Source organism: Sphingobacterium sp. JUb20 (genome assembly GCF_004342035.1).
GTDB lineage: Bacteria > Bacteroidota > Bacteroidia > Sphingobacteriales > Sphingobacteriaceae > Sphingobacterium > Sphingobacterium anhuiense.
On record NZ_SLYV01000002.1, the window covers coordinates 360,332 to 384,434 of the forward strand.

Sequence of the window (24,103 nt, forward strand, 5' to 3'; positions counted from 1 at the left end):
ACGTTGTATTGGGGCATTTTTTTAGGCATGACCTTAATATTATTTTGATTATAAATTTCTATTGCCGATATTAGCCGATGCTTATAGAGAAAGGCCGAGGGAATAGACCCAATGAAGCCTTAGCAACCTGTTATTTTATAAGGTGCTACATTCTACCCCAACTCAGAGCTGGGAAAGATAAGTTGAAACAAGTCCACTTGTGCATTTCGATGTAAGCCAACCAAAATCACTTTAAAAAATATTAATGAAAATCGTTGATCATATCAGTAATGCCAAAGGAAAAACTTTGTTTTCTTTTGAACTGTTGCCACCAGCTAAGGGGCAAGGTATCCAAAGTATTTTTAAAACAATGGATGCACTTATGGAATTCAAGCCTCCCTTTATCGATGTGACTTATCATAGAGAAGACTACATGTATAAGAAGCACGAGAGCGGTTTATTAGAACGTGTGGCTTATCGTAAACGTCCAGGGACTGTTGCAATTTGTGCCGCTATTATGAATAAGTATAAAGTGGATGCTGTACCACATCTTATCTGTGGTGGTTTCACAAAAGAGGAAACTGAAAATGCTTTGATAGATTTGAACTTCTTGGGTATTGACAATGTGCTCGTATTGAGAGGTGATGCAAGAAAAGGCGATCCTGATTTCATACCAACAGAAGGTGGTCATGCATTTGCAACAGATCTTTTACAGCAGGTTGCCGATATGAACCAAGGACAGTACTTACATGAGGATATTGCGATTTCAGAAAAGACCAACTTTTGTATTGGCGTTGCAGGATATCCTGAAAAACACTTCGAAGCGCCAAATTTTAATACCGATTTTAAATGGTTAAAAAAGAAGGTTGAGATGGGGGCTGAGTTTATTGTTACACAAATGTTCTTTAATGTTGAAAAATATAAAGAGTTTGTCAATAAGTGCAGGGAAAATGATATTCATATTCCAATTATACCAGGTTTAAAGCCATTGACTACAAAAAAACAACTGATTACGCTTCCGAAAATTTTTCATTTGGATATTCCAGAGGAATTGAGTGAAGCAGTATCCGGATGTAAAAATAATGCAGACGTGAGACAAGTCGGAGAAGAGTGGTTGGTACAACAATGTAAAGAATTAATTGACTTTGGTGCGCCAGTTTTACATTTTTATACCATGAGTAATCCTGGACCGACTAAAAGTATTGTAGAAAAGTTATTCTAAGACTTATATCGTATAAAAAAGCCTGCTATCACATTATAGCAGGCTTTTTTATGCGTTTCGATTTTTGTTAAAAAAAGTTAATCACCCTCAAATGAAATCTCTTTTTATTATATTTAATTGAAAATTAATTTGATTTATCAAATAATCAATTAAACCTGAATCATTCATGGATTATAAGAAAGTAAACAACGTGTTAGGTTGGCTATGTGCCATCATAGCAACATCCGTTTTCATTATCACAGCAGAGCGAACAACAAGCTGGTGGGATACTGGTGAATTTATTGCATCAGCATATAAACTTCAGATTGTTCATCAGCCTGGAGCACCTTTGTTTCTAATGTTGCAGAATATATTTTCAAATTTTGCTTTAGGAAATTTAGCTCAGATTGCATTTTGGATGAATGTGGGTTCTGCTATATGCAGTGGTTTGACAGTTATGTTTTTGTTTTGGACCATAACAGCATTAGCAAGAAAAATTATCCAATCTGATCATCAATCCAATGATAAAAATCATCTGATTAAAATAATGGGAGCAGGCATGGTTGGAGCTTTAGCTTACAGTTTCTCCGATACATTCTGGTATTCAGCAGTTGAATCTGAAGTTTATGCGATGTCATCCTTATGTACAGCAGTCGTATTCTGGGCAATTCTAAAATGGGAAGCCCGTGCAAATAAACCGCATGCAGATCGTTGGCTTATTGTCATCGCTTATATTATTGGACTTTCAATAGGAGTTCATTTATTGAATCTATTAGTTATTCCAGCGATAGCACTTATTATTTATTTTAAGAAAACTGATCGTACAACGTTTTGGGGAATTAGTAAAGCATTGTTTATTGGACTAGGAATATTGGCCATTATTCTGTGGGGAATAATCCAGTACCTTATTAAATTTGCTGCCAAGTTTGATTTGTTTTTTGTCAATACACTTGGATTAGGATTTGGATCGGGCATATTCGTTTTTGTCATAATGATCTTATCGGCATTAATTTATGGCATATATTACTCCATAAGAAAAGGAAAAGTTATTTTGAATACAGCGATTTTGGCAACTTGTTTTATTTTATTAGGATATAGCTCTTTCACTATGGTATTGCTAAGGGCTAATGCTAACCCTTCCTTAAATAATAATGATCCTGAAAACGTATTTTCTTTCTTGGGTTATTTAAGTAGAGAACAGTATGAATCAGAGCCACTCATAAAAGGGCAATATTTTGATGCAAATCCGATTGGTATCAATGAACGTATTGATTATAGAAAAGACAACCACCAGTATACTTCAATAAAAAGAGCAGCAAGTTATCAATTTGATAGAGAAACCATTTTCCCAAGGATTTACAGTCAAAAACCCTATCATCAATATTTTTATAAAGGTTATTTAGGTATTGAAGAAGGAAGAAAAGCAAATTTTGCTGACAACTTGAAATTCTTCTTTAACTATCAAGTGGGGCATATGTATGCACGTTATTTCCTGTGGAACTTTGTTGGAAGGCAAAATGATCAGCAGGGACACGGTTCTTTAACAGAAGGAAATTGGTTATCGGGGATTAAGGCTATCGACAATTTACATGTAGGTGGACAATCTAAATTATCGGATGAAATGATCCATAATCCATCTCGGAATACCTATTTTTTCCTTCCGCTAATAATTGGATTCGCAGGTGCACTATGGCATTTTAAACGTAACAAGAAAGATGCAACTGTTGTTAGTCTCTTATTTATGTTTACAGGATTGGCCATCGTTATCTATTTAAATCAATCTCCTTTGCAACCACGTGAACGTGATTATGCTTATGCAGGATCATTTTATGCTTTCGCAATCTGGATTGGATTAGGTGTATTTGCTATTTCTGAATTTTTTAAAAAATATATTAATGAAAGAAATGCAAATCTGCTTGCTACATCATTATGTCTCATAGCTGGCCCATTGATTCTTATTAGTCAAAATTGGGATGATCATAATCGATCGGAGAAATCGTTAGCTCGGGATATGGCGAAAAATTATTTAGAAACCTGTGCTCCCAATGCGATCCTGTTTACTTACGGTGATCATGATACTTTTCCGCTATGGTATTTACAAGAAGTAGAAGGTGTTCGGCGGGATGTTAGAATAGTGGTGATCAGTTATTTGACTTCTGACTGGTATTTCCGCCAGGTGAAAAATGGTACCTATCAGGCCGCAGGTTTGCCGATCACGATACCGAATGAAAAGGTGGCAAAAGGCCTTCGAGAATCTTTGCCTTACCATGATTTGAATTTAGCAGGATCTACAGATATAAACTTGTTGTTGGATTTTTTATTATCAGATAGTAATGATAACAAACTTCAAATGAGAGACGGACAATATGAAAACTTTCTGCCAACAAAAAGCTTGAAGCTTGCCGTGAATAAGGAAGATGTCATTAGAAATAAAGTCGTACCTCAAGAATGGGAAAGTGAGATCCCAAAACAAATGGAGTGGACTTTTGGTAATGATTACGTCACCCGAGCAGATCTAGGCTTGATGTCTGTTCTTGTGAATAATAATTGGAAAAGACCAATTTATTTTTCAGGAATGGTACCCGCTGAAAGTTTGATGGGATTGGATAAATACATGGTTAATGAAGGGTTTGCCAAACGGTTGATGCCTATAGAAGCAAAGCTTGAAAAAGGGGAGTCTCTAATTAATGTCGATAAATTATATAAAAATATTGTTGATAAATACGCTTGGGGAAACATACATCAAGCAACCTATCTTGATACGGATTCCTTCCGTTTTGCAGGTATGTATGCAAAGGAGATTTTTGGGAAAGCAGCGCGAACCCTGTTGGCAAAAGGGGAGACCGAAAAAGCAAGACAAGTGGCAGTAAAAGCATTTAATGAATTACCCCAAAGACTATATAGCATGTCTGATGTGACGAGTTATGGGGATGTTATTGATACGCTTTATAAAACTGGAGAAATAAAATTTGCAAACCAGCTGGTTGATCGTAATATGAAATTTTTAACAGAGAATATGGATTATTATCAACAACTAGCTATTGACAAACCTGAAAACGGGTTGGAAGTTCAAAATATAAGGATGGCTCTTGACTCGGTCGATCTATATGAACGTATACTTTCTAATACAAAAGAAAAGGACCGATATGCATATATTGCTGAGCTGAGCAATAAATATAAAAAGATGTATCTATCAGAATGATATATTAAAAAAAGGGAAGCAGCTGCTTCCCTTTTTTGTTAATATTATCCTTTTTTAACTTCCTTGGCCCAAGAGTCTTTTAGTCCGACCGTACGGTTGAAAACCAAGTGATCTGGTTTAGAAGATGTATCTAAAGTGAAATACCCTAAACGGATAAACTGATAACCTTTTCCAGGGATTGCATTTAACAAATCAGGTTCAATAAATGCTTTGCTGATTTTTAAACTATCTGGATTAATCGATTCTTTGAAGTTTTCTGAAGCAGCAGGATTCTCGTCGTTAAATAAACGATCGTACAATCTGATTTCTGTTTCTTTAGCATGTGGCACAGAAACCCAGTGAATAGTTCCTTTAACTTTCATTCCTGAAGTATCTTCGCCAGATTTTGAATTGGGCACATAAGTACAGTGTACTTCTGTTACTTGACCATTTGCATCTTTAACGAAGTCATGACAGGTTACTATATATGCATTTTTTAGACGCACAGAAAGGCCAGGACCTAAACGGAAAAATTTCTTTGGAGCATCTTCCATAAAGTCATCACGTTCAATCCATAATTCATTTGAAAAAGGAATCATACGAGAACCTTCACCACCCTCAACTTCTGGGTTGTTTTCACCATGTAGTTCTTCAATGTGGTCAGAAGGAAGGTTTGTGATCACTAATTTAATAGGGTCTAGCACAGCCATTCTTCTCCATGCTGTTTTATTCAGATCCTCACGAATACAGAATTCCAACAGACTCACATCAATCATATTTTCGCGTTTAGCGACGCCGATCTTATCACAGAAAGTACGGATACTTGCTGGAGTATAACCTCTTCTGCGTAAACCTGAAATAGTAGGCATACGTGGATCATCCCAACTTTCTACAAATTTATCATTTACCAATTGTAAAAGCTTACGCTTACTCATAACGGTGTAGGTCATGTTTAAACGCGCAAATTCATATTGCTTTGAAGGATAGATTTCTAGTTTTTCAATACACCAGTCGTACAATGCACGATGTGGAATAAATTCTAACGTACAGATAGAATGTGTGATTTTTTCGATAGAATCGGATTGTCCATGTGCAAAATCGTACATGGGATAAATACACCATTTATTTCCAGTTCGGTGGTGATGAGCGTGTTTGATGCGGTATAACAACGGATCACGTAAGTGCATATTTGGATTTGCAAGATCTATCTTAGCACGTAACACTTTTTCACCATCTTGATATTTACCATCTTTCATTTCTTGAAAAAGAACCAAATTCTCTTCAATGCTACGACTGCGATTAGGAGTTGGAACTCCAGGTTCAGTTGGCGTACCTTTGGCTGCTGCAATTTCTTCGGCAGTACTATCATCTACATAAGCCAAATCTTTTTTGATGAGGTCTACAGCATATTGATAAAGGGTGTCAAAATAATCAGAAGTATATAATTCCTGTGCCCAGTTGAAGCCAAGCCATTGAATGTCGTTTTTAATACTTTCAACGTACTCCGTATCTTCTGTCACGGGGTTAGTATCGTCAAAACGTAAATTGGTCTGGCCATTGTATTTTTGCCCTAAACCGAAGTTTAGGCAAATAGATTTTGCATGACCGATGTGAAGATAGCCGTTAGGCTCGGGAGGGAAACGTGTCAATACACGCCCATCATGGATCCCATTACGAAGATCTGCTTCGATAATTTCTTCAATAAAATTTAATGATTTCTCCTCGTTTATCATAATACAAAGTTAAGTATTACTTCGAATTATCCGTAGTAGTTCTTACATTTTAAAGTAAGTTGTTTCGAAAGAAAAATGAGTGAGTTGTAACGGAGAGAAGAGAGGGGGTAAAGAACTGTTTTTAATAGTAAAAGGATCGGTTGCCCGATCCTTTTATATGCTATCTATAAGAGAATACATCTCCAAGATCTTCGTTACTCGTGAACGTACAATCAAGATCTGTTAATTCACCTGTTCCAATGTTGATGACCATTCCATGAACAGCTAGATCGTTTCTATCTTTCCAAGCATTTTGGATAATAGAAGTTGTACATAAGTTAAATACCTGTTCTTGCACATTTAACTCAATTAAACGATCAACTTTTTTATCATGTTCATCAATTGCATCTATTTCTGCTGCATGTAAACGATAAACATCTTTGATGTGACATAACCAGTTATCAATAATTCCAAATTGATTACGGCTTAATGATGCCGCTACACCACCACAGCCATAGTGACCAGCAATAATAATCTGCTTTACTTTTAATACATTTACAGCATAATCGAGTACTGATAACATGCTCATGTCCGAATGCACACACATGTTTGCGATATTACGGTGTACAAATACTTCTCCAGGTTTAGTACCTGTGATTTCATTTGCAGGAACACGACTATCAGCGCAACCAATCCATAAAATTTCTGGATTTTGACCTTTTGCTAATTGTTGAAAACGACCAGTCGTATCATTCTTAACAAAGTCCATCCACTCACGATTTCCTTGTAAAATTTTTTTAAATCCTATTTCTAAATCTTTTTCCATTTTATATATATATTAATACAGTTCATTCAGTCATGTGCTGTATGTTTTATCCCTTATAGGATACAAATCTCGTTAATTAATTGTTTTTATTTTATTATTTTTTCTTGTATTCAATATCTGTCAATTCAATGCGCTTTCCTTTGGTCAGGGCATTCTGTTCAAAATCTTTAATGACCTCGATAACATCTTTATCAATGAATTTACTACCTGTACCGTTAATAACAATAAGGCCAACAGATTTTGGAAGACTATAAAGCTTTTGTTGAATAGGAGCTTTGTTTAAAAAAGATACTTCTTCCGCTAAAGTGATTACAGCTTTGTCGTAATCATTTTGTTTGACGATATCAAATTTGAAAGCATTCTGCATATTAGCTTTTAAAATATAAAAAGTGGCTACCACAAGACCAATACCTACACCCATTAATAAGTCTGTAAATACAATTGCCACAATTGTTGCAAAGAAAGGAATAAACTGGTCAAGTCCTTTTTTATACATAGATGTAAATAAAGCTGGTTTCGCTAGCTTATAGCCAGTTTGCAATAAAATAGCAGCTAAACAAGATAGTGGAATAAAATTTAATACGTTAGGTATGATCAGAATCGCTAGTAATAACCACATACCATGAAGTAAGGCAGATTGTCTTGTTCTTCCTCCAGCATTTACATTCGCTGATGAACGTACAATAACTGACGTCATTGGTAAACCACCCAATAGACCACTTGTTATGTTACCAACTCCTTGTGCAATCAGTTCCCGATTGGTCGGCGTATTTCTTTTAAATGGATCAATTTTATCGACCGCTTCAATACTCAATAGTGTTTCTAAGCTGGCTATGATCGCAATGGTGAAAGCGACAATCCAAACTTCTTTATTGATGATTTGTGTGAAATCGGGAAGCGTAAACAGCCCTGTAAATTCCGCAAAGGAATTAACAATAGGTACAAGTACAAACTGTGACTCTGCTAATTGAAATGCTGTTCCATTAAAGGCAAATGATAATCCGATACCTAAAGCCACTACGATTAGTGGAGCAGGAATGCTTTTCAGTTTCGGTATGCTTGGCCAATAAATTAAAACAATCAGTGATAAGATACAGATAATCAAAGCCCCAGGGCCAATTGAAGAAACCAAAGTGTCTGTAAATGCGCCAATTCCATGGCCGTTATCAAGCTCAAAAGCATGTGTTTCCAACATACCAAGTGCCAAAGGAATTTGCTTTAATATAATGGTAATCCCAATGGCAGCAAGCATTCCAACAATAACCGAGGATGGGAAATAATTACCAATCATTCCCGCCTTTACAATACCTAGAATCAACTGAAGTATTCCAGCAATAACTACGGCTAATAAAAACGTTTCATAAGCTCCAAGACTCTGAATGGCTCCCAAAACGATAACTGTAAGACCAGCTGCAGGACCACTGACGCTTAAAGGTGATTTACTGATAGAAGAAACGACTACACCGCCAATTACTCCAGTTAACAATCCTGCAAACAATGGCGCACCAGAAGCCATTGCAATACCCAAACATAGTGGAAGTGCTACTAAAAACACCACAACACTAGCGGGTACATCATATTTTAAGTCTCTTTTCGATAGTTTCAGAAAAGCAGACATACGAGTTCCAAACATTAGTTTTTGTCTAAAATTTTACCTGTTTTTTTTATATAAGATTTTCCTTTAGTCAGATCTGACCAAAGTTGAGGTCATGCCAAAGCATGTACAGGAAGCCTAGCAGTTAGGAGGCGGCGTAGGAACAGATGGGTGGAATGCACGAATACTTTTTTCATTTTTCAAGTAGTGCTTTTGTTTTCCGTGGTTATCAGTTATGATCGCTAAAAAGTAAGATTCTTCAGTTTTGGCATTAAAAAACTTTGATCCGGACTCATTATGATCACTATGTGCTCCATTGTTGTTCTCAATTTCTAATTGAAGCACAATTTGAAGAATAGTATTTTGATCTAATAAAGATGAAAATATAGGTGTTATTGATATGCTCATCTTTGTGAAAAAGATTAAAGCACATAATAAAGCGGCTATATTTCTAATTTTTTTATTAAACATTTTTCTTCAAAACTGTATCTGTCCCCTATTTAGAGTATGTAAAAATACATTTTTCATGTTAAAAAATTGTGAACTTTTTAAAAAAAAATCCATGCTGACAAAAAAATTACAAAGACTCAATATTTCGTTCTATCTTTAATAGAGGAAATATAACATGTAAAAAGTGAAGAGATTTCTCAAGCGTTAACTGTTTGGGTTTTAAAAATTAGCAAATTAAGTAATGGAAGATCAAACACTATTTATTGAAAAAGTAAAAGCATCATACAATCCAAAGGGAGCCTATATATATTTAGGTGCAGGTATTTTGGACGGTAATATTTTATCAGAGGCTAAAGTTAACCTGGCTTTAAAAATGATGAATCGACATGGCTTAATTGCAGGAGCAACCGGAACTGGGAAAACACGTACTTTGCAATTAATTGCAGAACAGTTGTCTGATGCAGGAGTTCCCGTGTTTATGCTAGATGTTAAGGGAGATTTATCGGGCTTAGCTGTTGAAGGACAAACCAATCAAGCGCTTATAGATCGTGGAGATGCTGTGGGCGTTCCGTTTGTACCAGCGAGTTTTCCCATCGAATTATTTTCTTTGACAGGTAATAAAGGAACAACAATGCGGATAAAAGTATCTGATGTTGGTCCTATTCTTTTGTCCCGTATTTTAGAACTGAATGATACACAAACTGGAGTGTTAGCTGCAATCTTTAAATATGCACAAGATCATAATATGCCTTTGGTTGATTTTAATGATGTTAAAAAGTTACTAAGTTATCTCGCCGATGGTCCAGGAAGTGAGGAGATTAAAGATGATTATGGAAAAATAAGTACATCCAGTTCTGGAACTATTTTACGTAAGATAGTTGCTATAGAACAACAGGGTATTGCTCATATATTTGGAGAGAAGGAATTTGATATCCAAGATTTATTTCAAAAAGTAGATGGCAGAGGTGTCATTAGTTTATTGAATATTTCGGATGTTCAGGATCAACCGGTGTTATTTTCAACATTTCTATTAAGTATATTAGCCCAGTTGTTTAAAAATTTACCAGAAGTAGGCGATTTGGATAAACCAAAGTTGGTATTTTTCTTTGATGAAGCTCATCTACTATTTAAAGATGCTTCTAAAGCATTTCTGACGCAGGTAGAGCAGATCGTTAGATTGATTCGATCAAAAGGTATAGGCGTATTCTTTTGTACTCAGTCACCAACAGATATTCCCGAGTCTGTGTTGGCACAGTTGGGGAATCGCGTGCAGCATGCTTTACGTGCTTTTACTCCGAATGATGCTGAGAATTTAAGAAAAACTGTCAAAACATATCCTAAATCAGATTTTTATGCAATCGATCAAATATTAACATCCTTAGGAACAGGGCAGGCACTCATTACAGTGCTGAATGATAAAGGAATTCCTACAGAAGTTGTTGCCACACATCTGGTACCAGCAAGAGCTGTCATGGGACCTGCAGATGCAACAACTTACGATCAGCTTGTCAAGCAATCTGATTTGTATTTGAAATATCAACAACGTGAGGAAAATCGCTCTGCAGCTGAGATTGTTGATGAAAGAATGAAAGTGGCAAATGATCAGCAGATACAGCAAGATCGAGAAAAAGAAGAGGCTAAGCTTGCTAAGAACAGTTCGAGAAGACAAACACCACTAGAAGCCGCTCAGAAAACAGCGACGACCACACTTGCAAGAGAAGGGGTAAAGTTGTTGGGGAAACTGGCAAGTGGTTTGTTAACAGCATTCTTTAAGAAAAAGTAATCTAATATTTATATATTTGCACAAATTTAAACTAGAAACGACCTAGAAATTGGATATGAGTAAACCAACTTTATTAATTTTGGCAGCAGGTATGGCTAGCCGTTACGGATCATTGAAACAGATTGATGCTTTTGGGCCTCACGGCGAAACTATTATTGATTATTCTATCTATGATGCTATTAATGCTGGATTTGGCAAAGTAGTATTTATAATTCGTGAAGAATTTTTAGATAAAATGAAAGAAGTCTTTGACGAAAAGTTAAAAGGAAAAATCGAAGTAGATTACGCTTTCCAAGATTTTGATTTAAAGAAGTATGGTATTGACCGTGAAATAGAGCGTGCTAAACCTTGGGGTACTGCACACGCTGTAATGAGTGCAAAAAATCACGTTGATGGACCTTTCTGTGTGATTAATGCAGATGATTTTTACGGTACGGATTCTTACGAAAAAATGGCTAAGTTCTTAACAACTGAAGTATCAGATGACCAAATGGCTTTGATGGGATTTCAAGTTGGTAATACGTTATCTGATTATGGTTATGTATCTAGAGGGGTATGTGTAGTAAGTCCTTCAGGACATATGGAAAGTGTTACGGAACGTACTAAAATCTACTATAAAGAAATTGAAGGCGAGAAAAAAATAGTTTTCGAAGAAGGTGATGTAATAACAGAGTTGGATCCGGAAAGTCGTGTATCTATGAATTTCTGGGGCTTTACTCCAAAAGTATTTGAAGTGGCTGAAGGCATGTTTAGAGATTTTGTTGAGAAAAATTCGGAAGATCCTAAATCTGAATTCTTCATTCCTTCTGTTGCAGATTATTTCGTGCAAACAAAGCAAGCAGATTTTAAAGTTATCCCAACCTCATCAAAATGGTTCGGTGTTACCTATAAAGAAGATAAGGAAATTGTGCAGGCATCAATCCTAAAATTGATTGCAGATGGTGCATATCCAGAGAAATTATTTTAAAATATTATCGTAGTATTTTCTAAACCCGCAATATTTGTTGCGGGTTTTTTTTTATGTTTGAATATTAGAAGGTATTATCATTCTAAGATCAAGTCCATTATAAACATGAAAAAAATATTAAAAGTGCTCTTATATATTCTTATCACACTCATTCTAATTGTATTTATTTATTGGTTGTCAGAACGTGTCTTATCGCGAATAAGTGCACATAGAGAAAATTCTGTACTACCAAAAGATATAACGGTATATATTATGTCAAATGGTGTGCATACAGATTTAGTATTCCCTGTTAAAAATAATCTGATGGATTGGACGCATCTATTTCCATTAAGTAATAATAAGGGAAAAGATACCACATACAGTTACATGGGAATAGGATGGGGAGATAAGGGCTTTTATTTAAATACCCCAGAATGGAAAGATCTAAAAGCTTCGACAGCATTTGTAGCAGCAACTGGCATTGGTGAAACGGCACTACATATTACCTATCATAAATCAGTAGAGGAGAATGAGCTCTGTTACAAGTATATGATTGATACAGTACAATATCAGACCCTTATTGATTTTGTGAAATCATCGTTGGAATATGATACTGAAAATAAACCAATTGTAATTAATACCAATGCACAGTATGGTGATTCGGATGCTTTTTATGAAGCCAAAGGATCTTACAGCATGTTTTACTCATGCAATACTTGGACGAACGAAGCTCTTAAAAAGGCAAATATGCCAGCGGGTATATGGGCAACATTAGATAAAGGAATATTAAACCATTACAAAAAATAGCACTCCAGTATTCATCACAATAAAAGACATAATAGATTGACAAGTATTTTTTACATTTTGTAAAAAATACTTGTCAATATGTATGATTAGTTTTACATTTGTCGTACTAACAATATAAAACTTAAAATCATTATGAAAAAAATTCCTTTATTACCCCGGTACTTCCGGTGGATTGGATTAGGATTAGTCCTCATGTTTTTAATCCCAACGGCATTATATATGCTAAAAGAAAATAGTATTTTAATTACTAATTATCCAAGAATAAAAGGGGTAGAGATCATGCCTTTCGAATTATCTTTTTCTACTTTTGCAGTTTTAGGAGGAAATGATGGTCCTTTTGAAATTATTAATACAGAAATGTCACTAACATTACAGCTTTTATCGATCTTTTTAGGGTTGAGTTTTATTGCATTTACGAAGTATAAGTATGAGGATGAAATGATTAATTCTATTCGTCTTTATTCTTGGTCCTGGTCTATTATTTCTTTTGCTATTTTCAATGTATTATTAATTGCATTTGTTTATGGTAGTTGGTATATAAGCCTGGCATTTTTAAGTCCAAATATTATATTATTGCTTTATATTATTATTTTTCGGTTCCAGGTTTTTAAAATGAATAGGAGGTTAGCGCATGAAGAATAATATTAAAATCAATCGACTGATGAAAGATTATTCACAAGAACAGTTAGCAAATAAAGTCGGAGTAAGTAGACAGACAATCAATGCCTTGGAAGCTGCGAAATATGTTCCTTCAACTGTATTGGCACTTAAGTTATCAAGAGTATTGGATAAAAGTATAGAAGAATTATTCCAATTGGAAGATTCAGACTTGGCCTAATAATAAAAAAGCTCGAAGATGAATCTTCGAGCTTTTTATTATTTAAAAGGAGTGTAATTATTTAACTTCTTCGTATTCTACGTCAGTTACGTCATCACCACCTTGGTTACCACCATTGTTTGCTTGACCAGCATCACCCTGAGGTTGTGAACCACCTTGTGAAGCAGCATACATCTCTTCAGAAGCAGCATTCCAAGCATTGTTTACTTCTGCAGAAGCTGAATCGATATCAGCAAAACTTCTTGCTTCAAAAGCAGCTTTCAATTTTACTAAACCAGCTTCGATAGCCGCTTTTTTATCTGCTGAAATTTTATCTCCGTATTCTTTTAATTGTTTTTCAGTTGAGAAAATCAAAGCATCTGCACCATTGATTTTATCAGCTTCTTCTTTCATTTTTTGATCCGCTTCAGCATTTGCTTCAGCTTCTTCTTTCATTTTTTTGATTTCTTCGTCAGATAAACCAGATGAAGCTTCAATACGGATATTTTGCTCTTTTCCAGTTGCTTTATCTTTAGCAGAAACTTTAATGATACCATTTGCATCGATGTCGAATGTCACTTCAATTTGAGGAACACCACGAGGAGCAGAAGGAATATCATTTAAGTGGAAACGGCCAATCGTACGGTTTTGAGCAGCCATTGGACGCTCTCCTTGTAAGATGTGGATTTCAACAGATGGTTGATTATCAGAAGCAGTTGAGAACGTTTCAGACTTTTTAGTAGGAATAGTTGTATTTGCTTCAATTAATTTAGTCATCACACCACCCATTGTTTCGATACCTAATGATAAAGGAGTAACGTCTAATAATAATACGTCTTTCACTTCACCAGTTAATACACCACCTTGGATAGCAGCACCTAATGCTACAACTTCATCAGGGTTAACACCTTTAGAAGGCTCTTTTCCGAAGAATGCTTTTACTGCATCAACGATTGCAGGGATACGTGTAGAACCACCAACTAAGATGATCTCATCGATATCACCTGTACTGAATCCAGCATTTTTCAATGCAGAACGACAAGGATCAATTGTACGTTTGATCAAATCAGCAGCTAAGCTTTCAAATTTAGCACGTGATAAAGGACGAACTAAGTGTTTCGGGCCTGTTGCATCAGCAGTGATGTATGGCAAGTTGATTTCAGTAGAAGTTGTGCTTGATAATTCAATTTTAGCTTTCTCAGCAGCTTCTTTCAAACGTTGCAATGCCATTGGATCTTTTTTCAAGTCAAAGCCATTGTTTTCGTTTTTAAACTCGTCATTTAACCAGTTGATGATTACATTATCAAAGTCATCACCACCTAAGTGTGTATCACCGTCAGTAGATTTAACTTCAAATACACCATCACCTAATTCCAATACTGAAACGTCATGTGTACCACCACCACAGTCAAAAACAACAATTTTCATGTCTTTGTGTGCTTTATCTAAACCATAAGCTAAAGCAGCAGCTGTTGGCTCGTTGATGATACGTTTAACTGTTAAACCAGCGATCTCACCAGCTTCTTTAGTTGCTTGACGTTGCGCATCATTGAAGTATGCAGGAACTGTAATTACAGCTTCAGTTACTTCTTGACCTAAGAAATCTTCTGCAGTTTTCTTCATTTTTTGAAGAATCATAGCTGAAATTTCTTGAGGTGTATATTTACGGTCGTCAATTTCTACACGTGGTGTATTGTTGTCGCCTTTTACTACATTATAAGGTACATGTTGCGCTTCATTTACAGACTCATCATAAGATAAACCCATAAAGCGTTTAATAGAGTAAATAGTTTTAGTCGGGTTTGTGATCGCTTGACGTTTTGCTGGATCACCTACCTTACGCTCTCCACCTTCAACAAAAGCAACGATAGAAGGGGTTGTACGTTTACCCTCATTGTTAGCAATAACTACCGGTTCGTTACCTTCCATTACAGCAACACATGAATTGGTCGTACCTAAGTCGATTCCTATTATTTTAGACATATTATATATATTTATTTTTTACTAATCTGTTTGTTGTATACCTACCTAATCAACCCTTGTGCCAATCATTTTGTTTTGATGAAAATGAATAAAATTGACAAGTAAACGTCAGAATTGGTGACAAACTGTCATTTCTATGTTTCTTTATTTCGTCTGAATTGTGCAAATGGCAAAATTTTGTCATATTGTATCCCAAAATATAAAAGCTAATATATGCAGTTCGAAGAATACGTATCCTATTTTAAAGCTATCTTAGAAAATCCCGAGAATTATGAAGGTTATCAAGACGAAGAAATCTTTAATTACACCAAATTAAATTGGTCGAGAATGAATCGCTGGTTGAAAAAATTTGAACCCAATGCTGAAACAGCTTCATTTATGAACGGGATTGCAACCAAGCAACATTGGATCTTAATAACAGAACCATGGTGCGGTGATGCCGCTCATTCTGTCCCCATGATTTACCAGATGGTGAAGAGTAATCCATTGCTTGTTCTGGATATACAGTTACGTGATTCGGAACCTTATACAATTAACCAATATTTGACCAATGGCGGAAAGTCTATTCCTAAATTAGTGATTCGTAATGAGCAAGGTGATGACTTGGCTGTATGGGGACCGCGCCCTCAGGGCTGTACAGATCTATTTGTTATGATGAAAGGTAAAGGAGCTGAATTTAATGACATTAAAGAAGAGATTCAAAAATGGTATAATCAAGATAAAGGAGTTGCCATACAGGAGGAATTAGTTGACATACTTAGTCGATAACTGATTAGAGCAGATTCTTTAATAAAGAATCTGCTCTAATATTTGTCTTCTTTGTTGCGCATCACTGTTACCTCTTCCCCTAAACATACTGCCTGAAAGCAATTTGAAAAATTCGTTGGATGACATCTCTTTTGCTTTTTTATCTTTCCACGAACTTGAAACCTGATCAGTGGTGAATTTTACCTCAGTCGCCCAATAATTGATATGCATTTCAGGAACAACAAGTCCCAAGATCATTCCGGGCAATCCTCCTGTTAATACCGGCCCTCCTGAGACAGGAATCTCTTCTGAATAAAAAGCGATTAGATAGAGTGAATCTTTCGTCGCCCCATTTACACGTCTACATTCATACCCTGCAATTGTTCTAAACTCATCTGTGAATCGCCATGTGACATCCTGAAGACTATCTTTTATAATAATTTTTTCGTCAATTTGAAGCTGTACTTCAGAAAGCTTAGCTTTAAGGTTCTGAAAATAAGTTTTATCGCCCATTCTGTTGTTTCCTCTGCCCATGCCACGCATACCGCCACCTCCATTTGTGCCTGTTCGTTGATTTGCTCCTGCATTCCCTCGTCCTCCTCCTGAACCTCTTCCAACTCTTGTATTTGCAGGTGAGGTATTGGGTTTTGTTGGCGTTTCTTCTGCATTGGACTCCATCAATGTCTGGTTCTCATCAAACTTCAGAACAAAATTGGATGTAGAACTTTCTGGCATTTCATCAATATTTCCCATATACATCATACCGCCTCGATTGCCGCTATGTTTTGCCATCAATTCCCGCATTCTCGCTTTCGTATACACTACTTTCTCAAAATTGATGGTTCCTTTTGTTGCAAAGTAAGCATGTTGCGCAAATGCATCTGTGCCAAATAGCAAAAGAATGAAACCTATTAATAATTTAGTCATTTTTCTTTCCTAAGTTTTTGTTAAAATCCCATTTCAATCCAAGCATGAAATATTGAGTAAGCATCTGTTGTTGTGATTCCGAAAATTTACTGCTGTCAAATGAGCGATTGGTAGTATTGAATGTTTTAAAAATATCAAATGCTTTTAAGCTTAATTGTAGGTTATTGCTCATCAATTTCTTATTTAATTCCATATTCATATAAAATTGATTGATAGCTTTAGTGTATACTTTGTTCTTACCCGTATATCCGTAATTAATAACCTGCACCAGATCAAATTTAAAGGGTAGGAAGTATTTGATATCCGTATTGATATTTGCTCTCAGGCTATTACTGTTTAAATCAGGTTGTAAAAGAGTCTCCACACGATCAACACCTATATTCGTAAAGAAGTTGAAGTCAATAACCTTAGAATTTTGTTTATTTAATCCAAAACCTGCACTTGCATTGTAGTTCTTGGAATTGTTCAATACACCATTCAGAAAGTCGTAACTATTTCCATAGCTTACATTCGCATTTGGATTGAACTGAAGTAAATTATTAAATAAAGGTTTACTATAACCAGAGTATACTCTAGCGGACCAGTTTATTTTATCTCGTATGTTTTCATAATTACTGGTTGTCACCCCTTCAGAATCAAGGATTCTCTTATTTGCAATCGGATTATGTGTTGTTGTAATACCCGCATTGATATTGAAGCTCGAACTTCTTAAAATGCTAAAGGTATTAAAATTGAAATTATAAGAGTTTTCAGTGGATTTCTTTAAATCGGGGTTTCCTAATTGTACAAATAATGGATTTGTCTGTGGTTGTAAGGCTATCAATTGTCCGAACGTCGGAATTCTGTTCGATGTACCGTAGCTAAGCATCAAATTTTTGTTTAAAGACAATTTGTAATTAACATTCATATTCAGGTTATTATCCCAAAAGTTGCGATTGAGATTAATATCACGATAGCTGTCAATTAATTTTTGATTCCTATAGCTCATCGTATTTGATAGGTTAATATTGAGTTTGTCTTTAATGTTGTAGTTTAACTGAATATTTGCACCCTGATTGAAATTTTTGTTTTCTTCATTTTTAGAATATAATGAATCTAACAACGTATATTCACCCAGTCCATCGGCATTTAATGATCTATTTAGACTTTTTGAAACGTTACTGTTCATCGTATATCCTACAGTTAGGTACAAGTCTTGAAGTAATTTCTCATTTAAATTTAGAGAAGCACCGATTCGATTGTTTGTCGCTTCGTTTACACGTTTTTGATCTATAGTATCAGCTCTGTTAAGCGCGTTGTTTTTATAATAGTTTGTAATCGATTTTGTTTGACCAATAGATTCACTTTGTGATAATTGCGTATTAAACTGAACATTAATAGACCGTCCATTATTGTTTAGTCTTCTTCTATAATTAATACGGAAATCGGCATTATCATTATTTCCCTTTGAGCTGTTATTTTCATCAAAAGTGTTCGTTAGTGTAGTGTCATTAATGGTGATCCTACGGTTCGACGTACTTTTAGTATAGGTGTCTGATTTGCCTGCATTCAATTGAACGTCTAGATTTTGGATAGAATCGATTTTGAATCGTACCTGTGTTCTGACATTGTTATTTTTTGTATCGTTATCGGAGCTGTTACTTCCTATTGTTTCTTGTGTTTTGTCTTCAAATAATTCCTTAACGTTAGAAGTTCGTTCATTAGTAGCGCTGTTGTTGTTGAAATTATAACTGGAATTTAACGATAACCTTTTCTTTAGAAATACATTGTCATAATTTACGCCAATATTTTTATATTCAGGTTTACCTTGAATGCTGGCATTGGACCGGATCCTTGAATCATTTCCCCCTCCCATATTGTTCCAGTTTCCGGTTAGTCCTATGCGTTCAGAACGATTGAATTTAGCGGCAAATAAACCCGCATCAAATAAATGTTTAGTACCAATTGTAGCATTCGCATTTCCGAAAATACCTTTCCTAGCTTCTTCTTTAAGCACCACATTAACCGTTTTGATACGTACGCCATCATCCACTCCCGTTAATTCAGCTTCATCAGATTTTTTCTCGTATACCTGTACTTTGTCAATAGCATCTGCTCTAACATTGCGAATCGCAATTTTAGGATCATAACCAAAAAATTCTTCACCATCTATCAATACCTTTGAAACTGTTTTCCCCTGAGCAGTAATAGTTCCGTCCGAAGATACAGTCATACCGGGTAACCTTCGGAGAAGGTCTTCCAATTTTGCATTTTTTTCAGTTTCAAAACTACCGGCATTATATTCTATTGTGTCACCTTTAATTCTTATTGGTAGTTTTTGCGTTATAACAACCTCTTCAAGAACATTGGCTCGTGAACTTATCTTAATATCATGTAAATCAATCTTGCTATCTTCTACATTTATGATGTCACTGTATAGTTCAAATTTTGGATAAGTCACAAGTACGCGATAAGCACCTTTTTCTGGGGGTTGGATATTGAAATTACCTTCCTCGTTTGTGCGTGTAAATACTTTCAAAATAGAATCTTGTTCCGTAAGTAAGATTACTGAAGCATTGAAAAGGGGCTTGTTTTCGCCTCGATCTATAACCTTACCCTTAATAGAAGTTTGTGCGTAACTTAATGATGTGCAAAAAAATAATAGGAGGAAAAATATCCTGTTCATAATGCTATTTAGGTGAAGTTATGTGTCAAATATAGAATATTAACCGGTTCTTAATATTTGTGTAATCAGAATGTTATAAAAACAGAGCATTATTTACAATAATTAACATTTTTTGTTTTTTTATAATCTTTATCAGCAAGCTGTACATTGGGTAAAATAATAATTATTTCTTAACTTTCAGAAAAAATCCAAACATGAATATCGAAGAATTACGCGATTATTGCATAGCAAAAAATGCAGTAACTGAAGAACTTCCATTTGGTCCTGATACACTGGTTTTTAAAGTTGCTTCTAAAGTTTTTCTATTAGTTGGGTTAGATCAATTGGAGGGACTATCTTTTAATGTCAAGTGTGATCCAGAGTACGCTATTAGTTTGAGACAGGAATTTCTGCAGACAGTTTTTCCAGGATATCATATGAATAAGAAACATTGGAATACAGTTCATGCAAATCGTGAATTAACAGACCAAAAGTTATTGGAATTAATTGATCATAGTTATGATCTTGTGTTTGCATCATTGCCTAAAAAGATAAAAGAAAATCTTTAATAACAGTTGAATTTCCTTTAATTGTCAAGTTTTAGAGACAAAGGTCTTTTTTCTCCACGAAATTTAAGTTGTTACCCCAACAATCTTAACTTTGCGGATTCTAGTTGGAATGGCTTAGCAAGACATTCCTATTTATATATTCTCTCCAAATTAAATATTTGATGAAAAAAATAACTTTTTTATTCACCATGCTGTCTACTCTTTTGTTTGCCAGCTGTGTGAAAGATGAGGCTTTAAATATGGAAGCCGACATTACTGGGATTCATCTAAGTGATAATAAATTATTAAATGACGAAATCCTGCTGTTAGAACCATTAATTTCTAATAATGCTATAGTTTTATATGTGAGACCAGGTATTGACCTTACGGATTTAAAGATTGATTTTGATGTAACACCTGGAGCAACAGTTTCACTAATTACGGATTCATTACAAAAAGATCCGGAAGAAAGTGATGCAAAAAAGGCTATACTGAAGCAATATTTTGATAAAGGTGTATATTATAAAACGACTTCACAAGACGGTCAATTTTCAAAAAATTACCTCGTGAAGATGCGCCGTACTGAAGGAGGTTTGGTTCCTTTGAATTTTGGATTTGAACAGAGTGAAATAGATAAAGATAATAAGTATGTTACTTTTTATGATGTAATTGATGGTGTACCTTTTTATAATTGGGCATCTGGAAATGCAAGTTTTTCACTAACGTTAATGATTTCGCAAATTCCACCGACTCCCGAGGCCTATCCAACTAAAACTACTAAAGTCAGCCACTCAGGAGAGCAAGCAGTTTTATTAGAAACAAAAACGACGGGTTCGTTTGGAGCAATGTTTGGCAAACCCATAGCTGCAGGCAATTTATTTATAGGTTCATTTGATACAGGTCCTGTTTTAACGGATCCATTGTCTGCAACCCGTTTTGGTATGCCTTTTAATAAGATTCCTTTGTCATTAGAGGGGTATTTTAAATATACCGCTGGAGCAGTTGTAACAGATGAAAAAATGAATGTTTTGAACATGACGGATTCATGTGATATTTACGCTGTTTTATACAATAGAAAGGAACTGATAGAATCGCAAAAAGCGATAAAAAAACCATTAGATTATTTGACTGGTCACAATATTCTTAAAGATCCAAGTGTTGTCGCAATTGCTAAACTTCAAAATGGTGCACCAACCGCGGGAAATGATTTTGCCAAATTCAGTATTCCTTTCATTTATTCTGCAACAGTAGATGACGTAGCTATCGCTAGCTTGGATTATAATATTGCTATTGTGATGTCTTCAAGTAAATATGGCGATCGTTTTATAGGCGCAGTTGGAAGTAAGTTAATCATTGATGATCTAAAAGTAATTACAAAATAATGAATATGAAATATTATATAATCGCTTTAGTGGTTTCTACATTTACAATGATAGCACAAGCGGATGAAAAAGTGAAGCAGGATACTGTCGGAAATAATTTTAGTATTGATATCATTGCGGGTGGTAAAATCGGAGGAGCTGCTCCTTTATCATTACCAAAGGAAATTCGAAAAATAAATAAATATACCCCAGCAGTGCCATTTCTTTTGGGAGTTAGAGCAAATTATCAAATTGATCAAAAATGGGGAGTAATCTTAGGTTTAACATTTGAAGGTAAGGGCATGAATGCTGATGCTACCGTTAAAGGATATAAAACAACTTTTAATGCGAACGATGATCCTAATGAAAATATGCGAGGTTATTATACAGGTGATATTACCACAAAAGTGCACAACCTTTATCTTTCAATTCCAGTTTTAGCTACTTATAAATTATCTGAAAAGTGGAATGTTCAAGCAGGTCCTTATATTGCTTTTGCTGTCAAAAGAAAATTCTTTGGTGAAGCTACAAATGGCTATATGCGAAATGAGGTTCCAACAGGAGAGAAGCTAATTGTCGATGAGGCAGCATATGATTTTTCAAAAAGTGTTCGGAACATTGATGTAGGAGCGAGTTTAGGGACTTCTTATAATATCAATAAGAAATGGTTCGCTTTAGCACAGTTTGATTATGGCTTTAATAACATTATGAAAACCGGTTTTGAAAGTATTAGTTTTGGGATGCACAACATTTTTATGAATGTCGGTATTGGCTATAAATTGTAAATAATCTGAGTATTGACAAAAGATTATAGTTTTGCTATAACAAAAATAAGGCGCTACAGATTGATCTGTAGCGCCTTATTTTTGTTATAATACAATGTCTTTATTATTACATCTTCAAACCGATCTCTCTCAAACGTTCATCTAAATATTCACCTGCAGTATAATCAGGATAAGCTTTTGGATAGGTTTCGCTAATGCAAGAATCTAAACAAGCTAAGCTCATTGATGCTTTAGGGTGTAAGAAGAAAGGAATAGAAAAACGAGAATTACCCATTAATTCACGCGGTGGATTAACGACACGGTGTGTAGTTGATTTTAATTTATTATTTGTTAAGCGCTGCAACATGTCACCAACATTGATAACGATATCTTCGCCTTTAGCTTTAATAGGAAACCATTCACCGTCTTTTGTCATAACCTCAAGACCGTCAGCACTCGCTCCAATTAATAAAGTAATCAAATTGATATCTTCGTGTGCTCCGGCACGAACAGCATCAGGTGCTAATTCATCTGGATTTTGGATCGGAAAGTAATGGATTGCACGTAAAATAGAGTTACCGTTGATAACGAATTTTTCGAAATAATCTTCTTCTAGCTCCAAATAAGTTGCAATTGCTTTTAATAATTCACGACCAGTATCTTCTAGTTTTTTATATACTTCGGCGGTGATTTCACTGAATCGAGGTAATTCGGCAACTTCCGGATTATCAGGAAAATCAGTTTTACTATATTCTTCACCAACGATTGTTTGTCCTCTTTGCCAAAATTCTTTCAAATCTGGAGTTGTAGAATCTTTTGCTTTTTCGCGACCTTTTGTTGTATACCCTCTTTGTCCGGCAAGTTCAGGAAACTCATATTTCAATTTTGTTTCTGTCGGTAATGAGAAGAATGCGGGTACGATTTGATACAATTCGTCTATTAGTTCTTTTGATAGACCATGATTAGCAATAGTAACGAAACCAGTTTCGTTAAAAGCTTTTCCAATGTCTTGGATAAATTGACCGCGCTGTTCTGAATTCCCCTCAGTAAAGTTTAACAAGTCAAGTCTCGGTATATTAACTAAAGCCATACGTTTATGTTTGTTTATACAAAGGTAACCGATTTAATTTTGAATATAAAAACACAAATGTGAATAACTGTAGGGGTGTTTTACTTAAGTTGTTGGTTTGTAGTTGTTAAAAGTTTTCCACATTTTGATAATATGGCATATTGTTGATTATAATCGGTATTTTAATACCTTAGTAAGGGACTATTCATTTCCGTCAAATATTTATTAAAAATTTAATATTAACTATTTGAAATCCAAAAAAAATAAATTAGATTTGTTATGCTTGCATAGTAAATAATAAAGCAAATTATGAGTCAAAATAAAACAATCGATTATTTTTTAAAAACAGGTTGGCAGACTATTGCTAATAAGTATAACCAGATTGCGACGCAGTATGGTTTTACTCAGGCTGCTGGTTATATTTTAATTAATATCCATAAAGAGGGGACCCCCGTGTCACAGATCGCCAATTTAACAGGTGTGAAAACAACTAGTTTGTCTCGGGTGTTAAATAATTTAGAGAAGTTGGGATTTATTTATAGAGAAGCGAGTGCATCTGATAAGCGATCGGTTAAAGTGTATTTAACAGAGCTGGGTAAAGAAAAAAGAGAAATGGCAAAAAACGTCGTTCGTAATTTTAATCATTATCTCGAGGAAAATTTATCAGAGAAAGAGCGGAATCAATTGATGAAATCTTTAGCCAAATTAAATGAATTGGCGACTTCATATCAAGAAGAAAATAGTACCATCGATCAATAGTAAGC

At 35.0% G+C, this 24,103-nt stretch carries 20 protein-coding genes and 1 riboswitch; of the genes, 12 read left to right on the top strand and 8 right to left on the bottom strand.

From position 1 onward, the window contains the following. Positions 1–78 precede the first annotated feature (78 nt). A riboswitch (SAM riboswitch) is annotated at positions 79–184 on the top strand. A gap of 60 nt (positions 185–244) precedes the next feature. Continuing rightward, positions 245–1,201, top strand: coding sequence for a methylenetetrahydrofolate reductase [NAD(P)H] (metF, locus tag EDF66_RS04760; protein ID WP_132769319.1), 957 nt, complete (start codon positions 245–247; stop codon positions 1,199–1,201). A 166-nt stretch (positions 1,202–1,367) separates the two neighbouring features. Beyond that, positions 1,368–4,382: a DUF2723 domain-containing protein gene (locus EDF66_RS04765; RefSeq protein ID WP_132840975.1), complete on the top strand. Its 3,015-nt coding sequence runs from the start codon at positions 1,368–1,370 to the stop codon at positions 4,380–4,382. 44 nt (positions 4,383–4,426) lie between these two features. Here EDF66_RS04765 and EDF66_RS04770 read toward each other — a convergent pair whose 3' ends face one another. From EDF66_RS04770 to EDF66_RS04785, 4 genes are all read right to left on the bottom strand, one after another. Beyond that, positions 4,427–6,094 (bottom strand): glutamine--tRNA ligase/YqeY domain fusion protein, encoded by a 1,668-nt coding sequence (locus EDF66_RS04770; RefSeq protein ID WP_132840977.1) that lies wholly within the window; start codon positions 6,092–6,094, stop codon positions 4,427–4,429. Positions 6,095–6,254: 160 nt separating this feature from the next. Beyond that, positions 6,255–6,899: a carbonic anhydrase gene (locus EDF66_RS04775; RefSeq protein WP_021190157.1), complete on the bottom strand. Its 645-nt coding sequence runs from the start codon at positions 6,897–6,899 to the stop codon at positions 6,255–6,257. Between the two features lie 94 nt (positions 6,900–6,993). Then, on the bottom strand, positions 6,994–8,532 hold the full coding sequence (locus EDF66_RS04780) for a SulP family inorganic anion transporter (RefSeq protein ID WP_031288378.1): 1,539 nt from the start codon (positions 8,530–8,532) through the stop codon (positions 6,994–6,996). A 99-nt stretch (positions 8,533–8,631) separates the two neighbouring features. After that, positions 8,632–8,901: a hypothetical protein gene (locus EDF66_RS04785; protein WP_031288376.1), complete on the bottom strand. Its 270-nt coding sequence runs from the start codon at positions 8,899–8,901 to the stop codon at positions 8,632–8,634. A gap of 283 nt (positions 8,902–9,184) precedes the next feature. Here EDF66_RS04785 and EDF66_RS04790 point away from each other — a divergent pair, with 283 nt between their 5' ends. From EDF66_RS04790 to EDF66_RS04810, 5 genes are all read left to right on the top strand, one after another. Next, positions 9,185–10,726, top strand: a complete 1,542-nt coding sequence (locus EDF66_RS04790) for a helicase HerA-like domain-containing protein (RefSeq protein WP_132840979.1) — start codon at positions 9,185–9,187, stop codon at positions 10,724–10,726. A 55-nt stretch (positions 10,727–10,781) separates the two neighbouring features. Then, entirely contained in the window at positions 10,782–11,693 is a 912-nt protein-coding gene (locus tag EDF66_RS04795; protein ID WP_132840981.1) for a sugar phosphate nucleotidyltransferase, read from the top strand. A gap of 105 nt (positions 11,694–11,798) precedes the next feature. Then, positions 11,799–12,479 (top strand): TIGR02117 family protein, encoded by a 681-nt coding sequence (locus tag EDF66_RS04800; RefSeq protein WP_243655991.1) that lies wholly within the window; start codon positions 11,799–11,801, stop codon positions 12,477–12,479. 132 nt (positions 12,480–12,611) lie between these two features. Next, positions 12,612–13,121 (top strand): hypothetical protein, encoded by a 510-nt coding sequence (locus EDF66_RS04805; protein ID WP_132840982.1) that lies wholly within the window; start codon positions 12,612–12,614, stop codon positions 13,119–13,121. Further along, on the top strand, positions 13,111–13,317 hold the full coding sequence (locus EDF66_RS04810; RefSeq protein WP_132840984.1) for a helix-turn-helix transcriptional regulator: 207 nt from the start codon (positions 13,111–13,113) through the stop codon (positions 13,315–13,317). The genes EDF66_RS04805 and EDF66_RS04810 overlap by 11 nt, the downstream gene beginning before the upstream one ends. A gap of 57 nt (positions 13,318–13,374) precedes the next feature. Here EDF66_RS04810 and dnaK read toward each other — a convergent pair whose 3' ends face one another. Continuing rightward, positions 13,375–15,279, bottom strand: coding sequence for a molecular chaperone DnaK (dnaK, locus tag EDF66_RS04815; protein ID WP_132769309.1), 1,905 nt, complete (start codon positions 15,277–15,279; stop codon positions 13,375–13,377). A 213-nt stretch (positions 15,280–15,492) separates the two neighbouring features. Between dnaK and EDF66_RS04820 the strand changes: the two genes are divergently transcribed. Then, positions 15,493–16,047 carry a thioredoxin family protein gene (locus tag EDF66_RS04820; RefSeq protein WP_132840986.1) on the top strand — a complete coding sequence of 185 codons (555 nt, stop codon included), beginning with the start codon at positions 15,493–15,495 and terminating at the stop codon, positions 16,045–16,047. An 18-nt stretch (positions 16,048–16,065) separates the two neighbouring features. On the opposite strand, the gene EDF66_RS04825 is transcribed toward EDF66_RS04820, so the two are convergent. Further along, positions 16,066–16,953, bottom strand: coding sequence for a GLPGLI family protein (locus tag EDF66_RS04825; RefSeq protein ID WP_132840988.1), 888 nt, complete (start codon positions 16,951–16,953; stop codon positions 16,066–16,068). Beyond that, complete coding sequence (locus EDF66_RS04830; RefSeq protein WP_132840990.1) at positions 16,946–19,618, bottom strand: TonB-dependent receptor domain-containing protein; 2,673 nt, start codon at positions 19,616–19,618, stop codon at positions 16,946–16,948. The genes EDF66_RS04825 and EDF66_RS04830 overlap by 8 nt, the downstream gene beginning before the upstream one ends. A gap of 194 nt (positions 19,619–19,812) precedes the next feature. Here EDF66_RS04830 and EDF66_RS04835 point away from each other — a divergent pair, with 194 nt between their 5' ends. From EDF66_RS04835 to EDF66_RS04845, 3 genes are all read left to right on the top strand, one after another. Further along, positions 19,813–20,166 carry an MmcQ/YjbR family DNA-binding protein gene (locus EDF66_RS04835; protein WP_021190148.1) on the top strand — a complete coding sequence of 118 codons (354 nt, stop codon included), beginning with the start codon at positions 19,813–19,815 and terminating at the stop codon, positions 20,164–20,166. Positions 20,167–20,327: 161 nt separating this feature from the next. Then, positions 20,328–21,527, top strand: coding sequence for a PCMD domain-containing protein (locus EDF66_RS04840; RefSeq protein ID WP_132840991.1), 1,200 nt, complete (start codon positions 20,328–20,330; stop codon positions 21,525–21,527). A 5-nt stretch (positions 21,528–21,532) separates the two neighbouring features. Continuing rightward, positions 21,533–22,291, top strand: a complete 759-nt coding sequence (locus EDF66_RS04845; protein WP_243655992.1) for a porin family protein — start codon at positions 21,533–21,535, stop codon at positions 22,289–22,291. 106 nt (positions 22,292–22,397) lie between these two features. Here EDF66_RS04845 and EDF66_RS04850 read toward each other — a convergent pair whose 3' ends face one another. Then, entirely contained in the window at positions 22,398–23,360 is a 963-nt protein-coding gene (locus tag EDF66_RS04850; RefSeq protein ID WP_045752411.1) for an isopenicillin N synthase family dioxygenase, read from the bottom strand. 288 nt (positions 23,361–23,648) lie between these two features. Here EDF66_RS04850 and EDF66_RS04855 point away from each other — a divergent pair, with 288 nt between their 5' ends. Then, positions 23,649–24,098, top strand: a complete 450-nt coding sequence (locus EDF66_RS04855; protein WP_021187929.1) for a MarR family winged helix-turn-helix transcriptional regulator — start codon at positions 23,649–23,651, stop codon at positions 24,096–24,098. The last annotated feature ends 5 nt before the right edge of the window (positions 24,099–24,103 follow it).

Excerpts from the sequence above, each read along its gene's own strand:
- metF (WP_132769319.1), top strand. The coding sequence starts at position 245 with ATGAAAATCGTTGATCATATCAGTAATGCCAAAGGAAAAACTTTGTTT.
- EDF66_RS04765 (WP_132840975.1), top strand. The coding sequence starts at position 1,368 with ATGGATTATAAGAAAGTAAACAACGTGTTAGGTTGGCTATGTGCCATC.
- EDF66_RS04770 (WP_132840977.1), bottom strand. The coding sequence starts at position 6,094 with ATGATAAACGAGGAGAAATCATTAAATTTTATTGAAGAAATTATCGAA.
- EDF66_RS04775 (WP_021190157.1), bottom strand. The coding sequence starts at position 6,899 with ATGGAAAAAGATTTAGAAATAGGATTTAAAAAAATTTTACAAGGAAAT.
- EDF66_RS04780 (WP_031288378.1), bottom strand. The coding sequence starts at position 8,532 with ATGTTTGGAACTCGTATGTCTGCTTTTCTGAAACTATCGAAAAGAGAC.
- EDF66_RS04785 (WP_031288376.1), bottom strand. The coding sequence starts at position 8,901 with ATGAGCATATCAATAACACCTATATTTTCATCTTTATTAGATCAAAAT.
- EDF66_RS04790 (WP_132840979.1), top strand. The coding sequence starts at position 9,185 with ATGGAAGATCAAACACTATTTATTGAAAAAGTAAAAGCATCATACAAT.
- EDF66_RS04795 (WP_132840981.1), top strand. The coding sequence starts at position 10,782 with ATGAGTAAACCAACTTTATTAATTTTGGCAGCAGGTATGGCTAGCCGT.
- EDF66_RS04800 (WP_243655991.1), top strand. The coding sequence starts at position 11,799 with ATGAAAAAAATATTAAAAGTGCTCTTATATATTCTTATCACACTCATT.
- EDF66_RS04805 (WP_132840982.1), top strand. The coding sequence starts at position 12,612 with ATGAAAAAAATTCCTTTATTACCCCGGTACTTCCGGTGGATTGGATTA.
- EDF66_RS04810 (WP_132840984.1), top strand. The coding sequence starts at position 13,111 with ATGAAGAATAATATTAAAATCAATCGACTGATGAAAGATTATTCACAA.
- dnaK (WP_132769309.1), bottom strand. The coding sequence starts at position 15,279 with ATGTCTAAAATAATAGGAATCGACTTAGGTACGACCAATTCATGTGTT.
- EDF66_RS04820 (WP_132840986.1), top strand. The coding sequence starts at position 15,493 with ATGCAGTTCGAAGAATACGTATCCTATTTTAAAGCTATCTTAGAAAAT.
- EDF66_RS04825 (WP_132840988.1), bottom strand. The coding sequence starts at position 16,953 with ATGACTAAATTATTAATAGGTTTCATTCTTTTGCTATTTGGCACAGAT.
- EDF66_RS04830 (WP_132840990.1), bottom strand. The coding sequence starts at position 19,618 with ATGAACAGGATATTTTTCCTCCTATTATTTTTTTGCACATCATTAAGT.
- EDF66_RS04835 (WP_021190148.1), top strand. The coding sequence starts at position 19,813 with ATGAATATCGAAGAATTACGCGATTATTGCATAGCAAAAAATGCAGTA.
- EDF66_RS04840 (WP_132840991.1), top strand. The coding sequence starts at position 20,328 with ATGAAAAAAATAACTTTTTTATTCACCATGCTGTCTACTCTTTTGTTT.
- EDF66_RS04845 (WP_243655992.1), top strand. The coding sequence starts at position 21,533 with ATGAAATATTATATAATCGCTTTAGTGGTTTCTACATTTACAATGATA.
- EDF66_RS04850 (WP_045752411.1), bottom strand. The coding sequence starts at position 23,360 with ATGGCTTTAGTTAATATACCGAGACTTGACTTGTTAAACTTTACTGAG.
- EDF66_RS04855 (WP_021187929.1), top strand. The coding sequence starts at position 23,649 with ATGAGTCAAAATAAAACAATCGATTATTTTTTAAAAACAGGTTGGCAG.